Origin of the sequence: Collinsella sp. AF37-9 (genome assembly GCF_003475115.1) — a bacterium.
Taxonomy (GTDB): Bacteria; Actinomycetota; Coriobacteriia; order Coriobacteriales; family Coriobacteriaceae; genus Collinsella.
Genome location: NZ_QROQ01000038.1, coordinates 1 through 14,195, shown reverse-complemented (window position 1 = coordinate 14,195; position 14,195 = coordinate 1). Strand labels below are relative to the sequence as shown.

13 protein-coding genes are annotated in these 14,195 nt (G+C 48.3%); 4 read left to right on the top strand and 9 right to left on the bottom strand.

The window, feature by feature from the left end:
* Window positions 1–34: 34 nt before the first annotated feature.
* The 7 genes from DW024_RS09285 to DW024_RS10395 all read right to left on the bottom strand — a co-directional run bounded on the left by DW024_RS09285 (window position 35) and on the right by DW024_RS10395 (window position 4,327).
* Complete coding sequence (locus DW024_RS09285; RefSeq protein ID WP_118377555.1) at window positions 35–220, bottom strand: hypothetical protein; 186 nt, start codon at window positions 218–220, stop codon at window positions 35–37.
* Between the two features lie 735 nt (window positions 221–955).
* On the bottom strand, window positions 956–1,381 hold the full coding sequence (locus tag DW024_RS09280) for a hypothetical protein (protein ID WP_118377554.1): 426 nt from the start codon (window positions 1,379–1,381) through the stop codon (window positions 956–958).
* A complete protein-coding gene (locus DW024_RS09275; RefSeq protein ID WP_158572191.1) occupies window positions 1,382–1,894 on the bottom strand; it encodes a type II TA system antitoxin MqsA family protein in 513 nt (170 codons plus the stop codon).
* A gap of 10 nt (window positions 1,895–1,904) precedes the next feature.
* Complete coding sequence (locus tag DW024_RS09270) at window positions 1,905–2,252, bottom strand: type II toxin-antitoxin system MqsR family toxin (RefSeq protein WP_118377552.1); 348 nt, start codon at window positions 2,250–2,252, stop codon at window positions 1,905–1,907.
* A gap of 586 nt (window positions 2,253–2,838) precedes the next feature.
* Entirely contained in the window at window positions 2,839–3,153 is a 315-nt protein-coding gene (locus DW024_RS09265) for a hypothetical protein (RefSeq protein WP_118377551.1), read from the bottom strand.
* Between the two features lie 126 nt (window positions 3,154–3,279).
* Window positions 3,280–3,864 (bottom strand): hypothetical protein, encoded by a 585-nt coding sequence (locus DW024_RS10030; RefSeq protein ID WP_147352079.1) that lies wholly within the window; start codon window positions 3,862–3,864, stop codon window positions 3,280–3,282.
* 334 nt (window positions 3,865–4,198) lie between these two features.
* Window positions 4,199–4,327: a hypothetical protein gene (locus tag DW024_RS10395; protein WP_255413762.1), complete on the bottom strand. Its 129-nt coding sequence runs from the start codon at window positions 4,325–4,327 to the stop codon at window positions 4,199–4,201.
* Between the two features lie 133 nt (window positions 4,328–4,460).
* On the opposite strand from DW024_RS10395, the gene DW024_RS09255 reads away from it, so the two are divergent.
* From DW024_RS09255 to DW024_RS10390, 4 genes are all read left to right on the top strand, one after another.
* Window positions 4,461–5,492, top strand: coding sequence for an ATP-binding protein (locus DW024_RS09255; RefSeq protein ID WP_118377549.1), 1,032 nt, complete (start codon window positions 4,461–4,463; stop codon window positions 5,490–5,492).
* A gap of 3 nt (window positions 5,493–5,495) precedes the next feature.
* Window positions 5,496–7,736 carry a S8 family peptidase gene (locus DW024_RS09250; protein WP_118377548.1) on the top strand — a complete coding sequence of 747 codons (2,241 nt, stop codon included), beginning with the start codon at window positions 5,496–5,498 and terminating at the stop codon, window positions 7,734–7,736.
* 183 nt (window positions 7,737–7,919) lie between these two features.
* Entirely contained in the window at window positions 7,920–9,284 is a 1,365-nt protein-coding gene (locus DW024_RS09245; RefSeq protein ID WP_118377547.1) for a P-loop NTPase fold protein, read from the top strand.
* A 610-nt stretch (window positions 9,285–9,894) separates the two neighbouring features.
* Complete coding sequence (locus DW024_RS10390) at window positions 9,895–10,023, top strand: hypothetical protein (protein WP_255413761.1); 129 nt, start codon at window positions 9,895–9,897, stop codon at window positions 10,021–10,023.
* A gap of 26 nt (window positions 10,024–10,049) precedes the next feature.
* Here the strand turns inward: DW024_RS10390 and DW024_RS09240 are convergent, their stop codons facing one another.
* Together DW024_RS09240 and DW024_RS09235 are read right to left on the bottom strand one after the other, a co-directional pair.
* The gene (locus DW024_RS09240; protein WP_118377546.1) at window positions 10,050–13,076 is read right to left on the bottom strand and encodes a metallophosphoesterase; all 3,027 of its coding nucleotides are present in this window, start codon (window positions 13,074–13,076) and stop codon (window positions 10,050–10,052) included.
* Between the two features lie 689 nt (window positions 13,077–13,765).
* Complete coding sequence (locus DW024_RS09235; RefSeq protein WP_147352078.1) at window positions 13,766–14,074, bottom strand: hypothetical protein; 309 nt, start codon at window positions 14,072–14,074, stop codon at window positions 13,766–13,768.
* Between the last annotated feature and the right edge of the window lie 121 nt (window positions 14,075–14,195).

Genomic DNA, 14,195 nt, shown 5'->3' with positions numbered 1-14,195 from the left:
GTTCCGCTATGCGGTTGTCAATTTGCGAAAGAAATTATGCGTCACCGAACTCGTAGGCCTGCTCCAAGTGCTGGAGCAGCTCTTTCCACGAGGCATGGGGCGACGACTCATCACGACGCGCATCCTTGGCGGCTACAACCTTAACGTGGTCCCCGGGGAATGCCTTGGCGCAAAAGTCATCGTCAACATATGCGGTGTTGCCAACAACCAGCACCTCCATGGCGTACTCCTCCCCTTCATCAGATTTCAATCATGCAAAACATGCGTATTGTACGCTGCCAACGCATATGTCCAAAATCCTTAAGGCTGTTTTAAGAACTTTTTTAGGGAATGAGGGGACTTCGAGAGTGCAAAATGAGTGCACAATCCTGAAGTATGCGGCAAATTGTTGATATGCCGACCACGCCGGATAGTAGCAACGCTTCTACCTGCGGTTTCTTTACATGAAAAGGGCGATGTGCTCGAGGGTTCCGAAATTTGCCGCATACTTCCGTCGAGCGTTTCCGGAAGTGCGGTGAAAAACCGAGATCTGTCGACTAGGCCCCTGTTTTAGGCATCCGCGACCTGTGGTTTTGTTGCCGAAATTCGGTTTATGCTCAGAGGTTTCCGATTTTTCCCCGCACTTCCGAAATACACGGTAAATAACCCACTGTCCCGAAGCGAAAACACGACAGCATCCAGTAGTCGCGAATACATCAAAGGGCCGTTGATGGAAAACCGAACAACGGCCCTTCTTTGTTATCGCCTCACTTAGAGTCCGGGACGACTGTGTCACTGAGGGCATTCTCTCAGACCGCCCAGTGACTCAACAATTCGACAAGTGGCAATGTGGCTGTTCGGTTCCAGCCTTCAGCTAAATAACTAGGGGATACCCTCCTGAAAGGAACCCCTTGTAAAACGATGGCTTGCATAAGACCGCTTTAAGAACATCTTCAAAGGATGGGGTGGAAGGGGGCTAAATTGCGAACCCAATCTGTGGCAGATAAAGTGGCCCCCACACTCCACCAGCTGCGACATTTTCAATAATGCCTCTTGCATAGGAATACAGGTCCTGCATACCGGTGCTAAGTGCTTCTCTGTCAAAAGCATCGTCATCTAAATCCGCAGGAGCGCGATATATGCCGGAGACGGATATTTCGGAACGATAGTAATGACCTTCATTGCTGGGTAGAAGCTCTATAACTAAATTGAGCTGGCGAAACCTGGTTCCGTTTTCGTCCGAAAATGCGCTGGTGATAGCATTTCTGACGTTGCATTCGACGCCAGACTTATTGACGCCCTCTTTCGGAGTCATTCCGCCATCAAATGAAAAACTATCCACTTTTCTAGTCACGCATGTAATCAGCGGAGATTCAATGCGTTGCTTCTGTAGCGTTTCCATTTACATCTCCAATCGAAAGGCATTCTCTTCTGCCAAAGGAGTCGAGTCCCTATAAGCCGGGGCTTCTCCTCCCTGTATCACCGAAAATTGTGATGTATTAAGTCCCGAGGTCGTCTCATCAGAAGAAAGACCCAGATATTTGCGAACCTCGGGGACGTCTCGAATGAGCTTCATAAGATTATTTGCGGTAATAGACTGTTGTGACGCCCCGTTCTCCCAACGAGATGCCGTTGGTTTTGAAACCCCTAAAAGCGACTCAAATTCATGCTGAGTTAAACCGAGATCAGAGCGCAAATCTTTAATATCAGAGGGAGAAAGAAGTTCATGTGTCTTGGCATATTGCGAAGCCAGCGCATGGGCGAGCTTAGTCGCCTCTGCAGCGGTCATTTCATCGTTGCCGCACTCACAAATATAATGCTCAATTCCTTTTACCGTTATTTGCTCGCCACGGTATGATTCAGACATTGGCGCCGTGGTAAATTGCATTTCTTTGCCACATTCCATGCAACGCATGGCTCCTCCTTTAATGAATATATCCATCGATGTTCGCAGACAAAACGTTCAAATGTGCATTGCCTTCAGAATCGATTAAAAACTTGACGTACCAATCCTCGCATTCAAAACCTCGGCACTCATAGACATCTGCGTAAACACCATGCAAAGGGCCATCCATGTCGAGCGCAATGGATTTTCTAAAGTCGCCAGGCTCCAGATAATCAAAAAGGTCAGCAAGGAAATGGTCGATGTCCAGATAGCCAAACTGGTTCATCAGGTGCCTGCGCACCCTACCGTTTACCATCATCTTTCCCAAACGAGCTAAAGACTTCGCTTCGTCAAGTGAATATGTCGGTCGGAGCTTGGTTCGATTCATAACCACCCCTTAGTTAGCATGATGCTAACTATATTCGTCTTGTAGCCAATTGGCAACCTATTATGGCTTTCAAGGCCAAGCACGTTGAAGCCATATTTAGCATGCATTCGGAAGTGCGGTGAAAACCCGAGACCTGCCGGCCAGATCCCAGATTTGAGACCTTGCGACCTGCGGTTTAATTGGCAAAAATCGGGGTGCGTTCAGCAAGTTTCGATTTTCCCCGCACTTCCGAAATACGCAGTAAAAAAACCCACTGCCCAGAAGCAAATTCGGACAAGTGTCCTTCGGAAACAGCCCCCTAAACGCGAAAACCGCCTTTCGGCGGTTCCCACGGACCAAGCCGAACGTATCGTCGCAAGGCCTCATCACGCCTATTACTTTAAGGGAGAACTTGCAAGGCCGTCAATCCAATACCGCCAAGCTCTCGAGTCATATTTTGAGCCCCATCATGGATCAGCCATTCATCAAGGCAATCGTATCGGAGCGGTGGTCGCCGGCAAGTTCCATACCGACACGCTCCTCTGTCAACAGGCAATCTGTCCCGATCGTCAATAGACATGAAAGGCTTCACCGTCATTGCGGCACCTTAACAAAAGAAAGGCGGCCATCCCAAGAAGGATAGCCACCTTTCCGCAGGACGCGGGGCCCGTAGGCTACCCGCGTCAATACCGCTTTTAGATAGGCTACTAATTATTGATTCATAAATCAACGCTATTAATTTGAATCGAACGGTAACCCTATAGCCCAGGCCCGCCGTCCCCTCGTGGTGCCCAGCCCCGACGAGCTCGGACGACCCCTCGTCGAGCAGCCCGTTGAGCGTCTCATTAACGGGCTTCCTCACCAGATTCATTATGTCCTTGCGCAGCGACTCCTCGTCGACCGTTACGAGGTTCGCAGACACGGCCCGTGTCCCCTTCGTCTATGATTTGTTGTTTAGCCGCTAGAAATCATATGACGGGACGAGGGCCGTGTTCTGTCATGCAGTCGTCGATCTGCGGGGGAAATTATTCGTCACCAGCGTACAACCTTACTCTTCGTCACAATTCCCCAATGAACAAATCGCGTTTTCTATTCCGCGAAGGCGCTTACCAAACTGCCTGATTTCGCGATAGGCAGCCCTTTGGTCCTTTTCAAAAGTAGTCTCACAAGAAATAGAGATCGTGCTCTCAAATGAGCCAATCTCAACCGGGCAGATAGTCGAGAAACGTCTACGCCCGTATTTCTTTGAAAAGGAGACATTCACTTCAACAATGAAGCTCCCCCACAATCCTTCGAGATCCTCAAACCTTCCCAAGAGAATGTCCCTCTCATGTTTAGGAGGCAAAATTGCGTAGCCCCTATCAAACACTACGGAAGCATGTTTATATTCGAAAGAATCCTTTAGAAACAAGTCAGGAGAAAGTCGAAACGAAACATTGTATGCAGGCGCCTCTCCAATATTTCTGATAACAAGCCGCGCTAGTGAGGGCGAGACATCATCTGGCCGAATGAACATAATAATATTCGGAGAAGTTTGAATCACCAGGGCTCTAAGGCCCGCCCACGATGCAACGACAGTTGCTATGGCCACCATCGAACTAATCCAAATGGATACTATATCTAATTCACTCATTAATTGTCCAAACTAATAGCGCCGCCACATGTCGTATAAGAAGAGGCTGCGGCGCATATGCCGATAAAAACAAAAAATAACGCGGGTCCCCGACGCTTGAATCTCGCCGGAGACCCCCATAAAATGTTTGATGTTGGCCCGCTATGTCAACATCGCGCTAGGCTTTAGTTGCCGCTAAAGCCTAGCGAATCTTTACTTTTACGGCCTTCGCGGTCGTTCCGATCTTCCCGACCGAACCCGTTGCGCCAATTCGGCACTTCGGAATCTTTACGCGAATCGTCTTCAAAGCCATATATATCACCTCCCAACTGTTACAAAATGCTTTGCTCGCAAACTAGCGATGCTTGGCAATCTGATGCTTGACCAGCGTCTTCGCAGCCGCAGTCTTCGCGGCTTTACTCGTCGAGGAGCTCGCGAGCGTCTTGGCAGCAGCGCCAACCTTACCTCCATGGTGGGTAGTCATAATCTCACCTCCAATCTAGAACAGTTTGAATCTAGACAACTCAATCCTAGCACACTTCATTGCAGCCATGTTCAATCAATTCTTGCTTTGTCTCAGTCTGTCTCATACAATATAACTAAGGAGAGGAGCACACATGAAGAGATCGGACATCATCGACTTAATCCGAGCGCATTCGGAACACGACGACATCGCCTTCAACAACGCAGCCACTATTATTGCGAAAGATTTTGAATCGTCCGGGCAACCCGAGCTTGCAAGCTACATCATGGCCCTCATTGCTAGGACACGTACGTTTGTGCCACAAGAAGTCACAGAGCAGGAATATGACTTCTTAGAAAAGGTAATCAGCAACAACACCTCGCTGCCCCTTCCCCAGGCCATCGCTAACGATATCCAAGGGCTGCTCAATGCTCTATCTAAAGATGTGGACATCAACACTGTCCTCTTTTACGGCGCATCGGGAACCGGCAAAACCGAAGCTACAAAACAGATAGCCAGAATACTTGGCTACCAGTTATATGCCGTTGATTTCAATCAAATCATCGATAGCAAACTCGGAGAGACGGCCAAGAATATCGCGAAGGTCTTCCAAGAAATCCACGATATCGGCGACGGCGCCATTGTCCTGTTCGATGAAATCGATGCTATAGCCTTAGATAGAATTAACCAAAACGACGTCCGTGAGATGGGGCGAGCCACAAGTGCACTCCTAAAAGAGTTCGACAAGCTGAACACGCGATCCGCCATAATCGCAACAACGAACCTTTACGACAAACTAGACCCGGCACTCGCCAGGCGCTTCGATGTACAAATTGACTTTAATAGATACACCCATGACGATCTCGTTGATATCGGCGAATCAATCGCAAAGAATCTGACCAAAAACAATCAGGCAATCAAAAACGACTCTCGGACCCTAAAAAAGGTGCTGCAGAGTTGCCCGGATCTGCCCTGGCCCGGCACACTCAAAAACCTCATCAAGACCTCCGTCGCGTTTAGTGATCCTCTTAATCCAAACGACTATCTCCGCAAGCTATATCAGCGTCTACATGGATATGAGCCTGATTCACTCGAGCTGCTTAAAACTCAAGGTTTCACTTTAAGAGAAATGGAAGTTTTGACAGGCATTTCACGAAGCACCATTGCGCGAACCCTAAAGGAGTAGCTCATGAACAGCTTAATCAGGCTCACTGGCGATTTTCAAACCGCAAGAGGCTCGCGACCGGGCCCCGCAACGCTCCCCGCTAAAGGCACGGTCACTGCAGAGAAGATTTCGCACATTCGCAAGAGCCTCGAAACCGTTCTGAGCAAATGGCCCAAAGATGCCATAATCGAAGACATCTTGGTATCCGTTGAATACCGTCAGATTGTCGCCAAGAGCAATCGAATAAAAGAGATGCTGAACGGCGGAAAAGACAGTGAACCAGAATTGTCTATCCGCGGCGCCCGTTATCTCGATTTTAATGGGAACCACCCAAGGCACCTGATGACTCATTACGTTCCCGAGGCGACCATCCGGTCAACTATTAGCAAGCTGCGTGAGTGCGAGCGAATCGTAGTCGATAATTTTGATGGACTGATGAACGCAGATAAGATGGTCGCTCTGGTTAAAAATGATAAGCTCAAACAAAAATGGAATCCGGCCGTTTCACACACGCTCACCCGATCGGGCTTTGCGCAACTCATACGCGATTCCTATTACGTCAATGAATTTAGAATAGACAAGCCGCCAGCGGCTACCGACGAAAACGCAATCGTTACGCTATTTGAAACGGAGAGGGACCCGCAGGACCTATTTGAGGAGCTTCACATTGACGTATCCCCTGCAAACCTCTTGGAGAACAGCGTTCTATTAACCGAAACAGAATATCGAACGCTGCTCGAGCGCGCCCCCTATCTTGTAGCCATGTCGGTTATCGATCTGGCTTCTTACGCACCCATGAGTGACGAAGGCTCAGCCTCCCCCGCCATCAGCAGCCTCCCTGAATATCCCACCGATGAGCCCGTCATCGGCGTAATCGACACTCCATTTGAAGAGAAATACCCACCGTACTTCAGCAACTGGGTAGACTACAGAAGCTGCTTACCCGAAGGCATCAATCCCACTGCAGGCGATTATCGACATGGCACATGTGTCAGCTCATTGATCGTTGACGCTCAGGCCCAAAATCCATCGCTAGACGACCATTGTGGCCACTTTAGAGTTCGACATTTTGGAGTTGCAACCGCAGGCAAGTTCAGTTCGTTTACGGTAATGAAGCACATTGAGCGCATTGTTGCCGAGAACCAAGACATCAAAGTTTGGAACATCTCCTTGGGGTCAATGGAGGAAGTGTCTCGAAACTCCATATCGCCCGAAGCGGCCCTGCTAGACAAACTGCAGCAGAAATACGACGTCCTCTTCGTTGTTGCTGGCACTAACCAGGAAAATGGTAAACCCACATATCTTGGTTCCCCAGCGGACTCCATTAATGCCCTTGTTGTCAACGCCGTTAATAGAAACAACGAACCAGCGTCCTACACAAGAAGAGGGCCAGTCTTAAGCTTTCATCACAAGCCAGACCTCGCGTATTACGGAGGCGATAAGGGTGATGTTATAACCGCCTGCTGCGGGACCGGTGCTTATCCGGCTGTCGGCACCTCTTTTGCGGCTCCCTTAATTGCACGAAAAGCTGCCTATCTCATTTATAAGATGCACCTGAGCTGTGAACTTGCCAAGGCCCTGCTAATCGATGCTGCATGTGCGTGGACAAAACCCGAAGACATGGATCGACTTGGCTACGGCATCGTCCCCGTCCAAATTGAAAAGATACTCGAAACCAGCAACGACGAGATCCGATTCATGCTCAGCGGCGTGGCTACCGAACGCGAGAATTACAACTTCAACTTTCCTGTCCCCGTTTCAGGCGCAACCTACCCGTCTGTGGCGAGGGCGACTCTGTGCTATTTCCCTAAATGCAACAGAAATCAAGGCGTCGACTACACGGACACCGAGCTCGACTTGCATTTTGGACGTATCGGAAACGACGGGCGAATCAAGTCGCTGCTGCCCAACAACCAAGGCGAGGAAGACTGTACAACCGATGAAGAGAAGGCTCGAAAAAAGCTGCGCAAGTGGGACAACGTCAAGCACATAGCGGAACCGCTAACCAGTCGCAGCAAGCCCAAAAAGGTGTATGCCAATCCAATGTGGGGCATGATGATTCGCAAGTCATCAAGATATCAAAGAGGCTCCCATGATCCGCAACGTTTTGGCGTAGTGGTCACCATTCACAATCTAAAAGGTGAGAACCGAATCGATTCGTTCATGCGGCAGTGTTCCGCCATTGGCTGGATAGTCGAACGAGTTGAAATTGATAACGAGCTCAAGATTTACGAGCATAGTCAGGTTGAGGTGGAGTTCGAATAGGCAAAGCCCTCAAATAACGACACCATGAGATCTATGACCGGCTTCACCCTCCAGAATTATCTACATTCATGGCTAATTCAGATTATGGAAACGAAGCCGGTCTCAACATTCAAGCAAATACCCGATTCAAACGATATGCCCAACACGCCGTCCAATCAAGACCTATGAAAGAAGGCAACCACCATGAAGCGAGCAGACGAAGAGCCCACGCCTGAGGCCATTGATGCTGCGATATCCCAAGATCCATTGCGCCGGCATGGCGAGGTCGAAAGATTCCTGCAAATGCTTCTTGCTGTAGAACCTCCCTATACGATCCTCGTCAATGCTCCCTGGGGCTCAGGTAAAACGTTTTTTATAAAACAGGTCGAAAGAGTCCTGCGCATGGCAAATCCGGCACTCGAACAGGACTCGGTAAGGCTGGATACATTATTTGGGAACACGGCAAAAGATCTTCTCACGACCTCATTTCTGCCTATCTACTTCAACGCATGGGAAGATGACCATTTTGACAATCCAATCCTGCCGATATTGGCAACTATCGCCACATCGGTAAATGAATCGACCGTTCATGGAAATGAAGATCTCAAGAAATGCTTCGGCGAAATCATTGAGGCAGCGATCTCAACGAAATTCGGACTATCCCTCAATGTCAACAATATTATTGAAGGTATTAACGGCGTCGATTTTCTCGCAAGCTACAAAGAAGAGAAGCAGCTCCGGAGCCGAATAGACGAGCTCTTAAGAAACTATCTGCCCGGGATAGCCAATCGAGCCGTGATCTTCATCGATGAGCTCGATCGCTGCCGACCGGAATTCGCCGTAAAGGTACTCGAACAAGCAAAAACTTTGTTTCAGCAAGATAACATTGTCGTAGTTTATTCGACCGATATTTCACAGCTAGCGAATTCGCTCGAAGGAATATACGGATCCAACTTTGATGGAGTTAAATACCTAGAGCGCTTTTACGATAAGCGTATAGAGCTAAACCCGGTAAAACCTGCCGACTATCTTTCGCTCAAGGGCATTAATCCGCAAGTGGGAAACATTTTCATAAACACAACGATAGAACTTCTTAACTACAAAAAAGCTTCACTTCGTGCCTGCAACAGGCTTGCATCGTCAATTTCAGAGCTTCTTAATTACATGCTCAGTTGCCAAACCTTCTACGGAATCAACGAAGCATCGGCGTTCCCAAAACAATCTCTCCTGCCAGTTCTAAATGTTTTAGCCTACTTTGAACCACTATCCTGGTACGAGGTGAGAGCGGGCAGAGAGTATGGCGCTGTATACGAGCTTGCAAGCCACAGCGACCTATTTATCAAATGCCTTGATAGCGCAATCGAAAATGCTTGGGGGCATAAAATAGACGAATTCCCCTATAACCAAGATACTGAAAGTAGGCGCAAACGTTTCATGGATGATCTTTGCGCCCTGATATATACCGATGACAGATTCGACCCACGAATCGCCGAGCTAAATAACGATATTCAATATTTCTCGCCAATAGACCAGGAACTCTTCCACCGTTTAGCCCCACCATCGGATTAAAGCACAACGCGTCGGGTGGAGTCACCAAAACCGCGGCGACCTCCACCCAACGAGCGTACGGGGAAATAACGATGCAATCGATAACATATCAGCTATCTGCTCAAGTTCGCACCCAAAGAGGCGTGAATCGGTGAGCTGCGAAGCGGGTATCTATACATAAATGTGCCAGACTACCACCATGACCAGTCTGACAAACAGGACAACTCATTAGAAGCGCCCATGACATATGGAATGGGCGCTTTCGTCAATTGGCAATTACTGATTTGATGCATAAACAGGGTTCGTAAGTACGACATCGCCGACGCTACCGTTCAACTCCCCAAACGTAGGATCGAGGAATCGAGGTACGGTAACTGTAAGGCAGGCATGGTGCGATATAGCTGCTTCGGGCAACTTTTGAATCGAAAGGCCAATCCCGGGCATCCCGCTTGCATGTACCGCTCGGTCTCCTGCGATGTCCCTCCCTTATCCCCCCTCCCCAACATTCTCCAGAAAGTACCCTGATGTTGACTGGGGTTCCCGTAAAATTAACTCAACAAAATGTGTGCGGGATGCCGGCCTGGAGCTGCCTTCGGACCCTATTGGCCGCTGCTCACCGAGAGGCTCCGCTATGAAACGACCCCTTTACTACCTGCTCTGCTCGATCACGTGCGCGCCCATGGTCAGTGCGACGTTGCCTATGGCGATGGCATCTTCTGTTTCAAATCTTGAGAACATCGAAGACAGCAATCCGTTCTAGCAAACGCTTCACCACGAAATGAAATACTAAGCCTGAGTAGTCTTCAGCAATCTCGCTTTCACTTTCTGGTCACCGTTGAATACAGTATCGATAAGGGAATGACGTACAGATTTGCTCATATGAGGGTGCTCGACAATGTATTCAGCAGACAAAACCATAATCGCCACAATAAAAGGCCATGCGGCATGCTCCCGCGCGGTCTTAATGGATTTCTTTGCTACGTTGCAAAATTCCTTCTCGGAGTTCGACCGCAGATATAGTGCGAGCATAAATAGCGAGTAAAAATCGCTTTCGTCAATAATCTTGGAGAAACCCAGAACACTAAGTGGTCCACAGGCATTAGACGCTACCGTATCCAGTTGTCCGATACAACCCGACAACGCAACCATAGATAGCAACTTTCTAATTTTTGGCTTAGCTTCATCCGGAGAATCGAACTGGCCAGCAACCGCTTCAACCATTTCGCCAAAGGAATCATCAATCGCTTCTAAAAGCAAATTTAGAGCAGCACCAGTTGCGCAGTAGATTTGTCCTCTAACTATCGCCTTAAACGACTCCTTAAGTTTTACCTGCTGCCGATTAAGGCAACGTCCCGCAATAGCAACATATTTCAACGCAATAATTGCCGACTGAAAGGCATTCCTAGTTTCAGGAACATCATATTCATAAACGCCAGAATAACTAACTCTTTCGATGGCTTCGCAATTTCTTTGTTCCATCTCGTCAGTTACGCTGCGAATGGCACCCGCACCTTCTTGAGAGGGTGGAGCAATCTTAAGACCCTCCAATCCACTTAAACACTCATAGGTTTTTCCCTTGCTAAAGATGACATCAGAGCCATTCACGGCATCCGATGCCTTTTCAACTAGTTTCTGGGTTAGCCAGGGAATGAATCGAGTTCCCTCAAGCAAAACGAGTATCTCTTCATTTATGGAAAAATCGAGTTCGTCCAAAAGGCGTAATACATAGGATTCTCCCTTGTCCGCGTCCTCGTCAAGCTCAAAATCGATTGCCTGAGCAACAAAATAGGCATAAAGGCTTCTCGAAGCAAAGGAGTATTCATAGCCGTTATCTTTAACTACGAGCACACCAGACTGAACAGAAGCATCCATAATTTTTTTTGGACTTACGGGAATGCCGTATTCGGACAGATAGTTATTAGCCACTTCAGAGAATGTCATACTCGAGAATACAGTCGTACGATTAGAGTGTACTTTTAGAGCGAGTTTCTTTAAAACGGTAATAACTGCATCAGCCAATTCATCGATCAGCTGATTCTCGTCATCTGATACAGCATTGCGCATCCTTCTTTTGACGTTTGTATTCATAATTGACGTAAACGGCAAGTCGCCCTTCATTAAAGACGCGCCGGATTCATAAATATAGAAATCAATATATTGATTGATAAAGGGCGGAGTCATATCAAACAATTGGAAATGAGAGTGAACAGCCTTATCAACAATGGAAATAAGCTCATCAATCTGTCCAACGGAAAGCTCAGTACCCTTGCATCTCTTTTGAATCAACTCGTCTCTTTTATTTTTCGTCCAAGGACAGATGAGCAAATGCCGGAAATCGACCTCGACCGTTTCGTCCAGTTCAAATGGAAAACTAATATCAGTAATTAAAACAATATTGCCAGCAATCTCAAGCATTGATTTAATGACATCGGATTTTTTATTTTTTCTCTTAAGAGAATCAAAGTCATCAACGAGCAAAAGAACTTTTTCACGTGGAATCCGCCTAAACAGTTCAGCCGCATCTCGAGTATCACCATACTGATCTTCGATAATGGTCGACAGCGTTCGTGTGATGGAACCCGTTGAATATTCGGGGGTCAGCAATAGGGGCGAATAGCCCATCGCCAACGACTCGCGGTATATAGCTTTAAGTAGAGAGCTCTTGCCCGCACGAATATCGCTATGGATTTCAAGCGTTTTAGCATCAACCAGTAACTCCATAAATGAATGAATGTCTGTTATTACCTTTTGATCATTTATTTTTAGCTCCCCATCTTTTGTACCAGTTGCAATCTCTTCTTTCAAAGAAGGAAACACAAAAGAGTCCTTAAATGAATCGTTTGAATTGCCTTCAGACTTAAATAACTCGTTCACAAAATCCGGTTGTGGGCTGAAATATGTTTTGGATTTTATATAACGTCGACAAGAACGGTCCTCATCGATACGTGCATGAACTTGTGCAGAGGATCCCCAGCTGAAAACCTTCTCTGCAAATTCATAGCTGCCTAACTCCCCAAAACGAATCAAAAGCATTTTATATGTGCTCTGATCGTCGTCGTTAAGTGAATAAGTTCCTCCTCGCACGACGACACAGGACTCACCTGACAAACCGCCTACGCAGCGGCTTTGTCCCATATGCTCATGTCCCGTAAACGCAAAGTCAAAGCAGCTGGCAAGCATCTTCTCCAAGCTAAGACGCTCATTATCGCAGAACCACTCTGGACCATGATGCGAAGCAAAAATATGAAGGCCCGAGTCCGGTGTGTTATCAAGTAGAGCGCGCTCAGGGTTTCTCAATACATGAAACCCTTTATCATCACCATCAAGAGTAGATAAGGGGGCACTATTAAAACCAGATACCGAGACTTTCGTCCCCTCAACCTCAAAAACAATTGGCCCTGGCTGACCAAAAACAAAACGGTTGTCATATTTGTTTGCGAATTCAAAGAATGACGCCATGTTTTCGAGATCCAGATCGTACTGTACGCCAGAAAAGCACTCAATAGACTTACATGGGCCTTGCAAATCATGATTTCCCGGCAATATATAAACTTTCAATTGGTATTCAGGTTGGTTCAGCTGTTCAATCAAATAATCAAAGAACATAGCCGCAGATTGATATTCGCTTCCCTTGCCAGTTCGAGCAACATCACCAGTAACAAGGAGCAGAACTGTACCAGACTTAATACTATTTTTAATGGTCTCGAGGATATCGTCTACTCGTTTTTGATAATTACTCTGGAGTTCTTCGCCGAAATGAAAATCCGTAAGCTGAACAATACAAAGCTGAGGATCAAAATCATTGCAATCCACTGCGTGACCTCCGAATTATTGTCTCACTTAATGGACTTATTCTACCCACATTGCCGTTTAGAACCGCCATTAAACGTCCTACTGCGCGTCCCGTTACGCTCAGGCCGCCATGCAGTCGTGCGAACGAGAAAATCCCACACGGAAAAAGGGATTAGCACCAAGGCGCCTAGAGTTGGGCGATGTGGACTGTCGCAAAAAGCGATAATCCACACCGCCCATGTCTCGAATCACCACTTCAAGGACGCGCTCGTGGACGCAAGGGTGCGAGCACGTCTCCAAGGGGCACGAAATGAACGGGTCGTAGCCAATCGTGTGACAATTACGACGCCAGGATAGAGTCCGGGAGAGCGTATGAAGAGTACGAACAAGTAGAACTGGGCATAGGGATCAGTCACACAGGGTTTCCTAGAGAACTCCGGTTTAGAAACTCGAAGAGGCGCAAGAAGACCTCATGTTGAAGCTCCCGTATCACGTATAGCCAACGAAGCGCGGACGGGACGCCGCCAATGGCAAACGTCTCAACAGTCAACTACTCCCCCTCCCCAACCTTCCCCAGAAAGTTCGCTGATGTTGACTGATGTTCCCGTAAAATAAACCCCAACAAAATATGTGCGGAGTGCTGGCCTGGAGCTGCCTTCGGACCCTACTGGCTGCTCACCGAGAGGCTCCGCTATGAAACGACCCCTTTACTACCTGCTCTGCGCGATCGCGTGCACGTCCATGGTCAGCGCGACGATGCCCATGGCGGCCATAGCAGAAGCCATGCAGCCTCGGACAACAGCCGAGCAGCAGGCGCAAGCCGACGCCACGAGCAGCGACACAGCCAAAGCTGAAGACGGCACCGACACAAATGCGACAGCAGATACCGTCGAGGACAGCACCGCAACATCCACCGGCACCAGCGCAGTCAACACGGAAAGCGCTGACGGCACCACCGCCACCAACACCGCAAACCCCACGGCCGCCGCCACGCCCGGCACCACCGCAGCAACCGGCACCCCCACCCCATCCCTCCGAACCCAAACCACCCCCACGCCCGAGGCAATCTCCGCCACGTCACAAACCACCTACGGGTAGTGTCGAGAAAGTTGGTGTAGCGTCCGATCCGAAGCGAGTCGG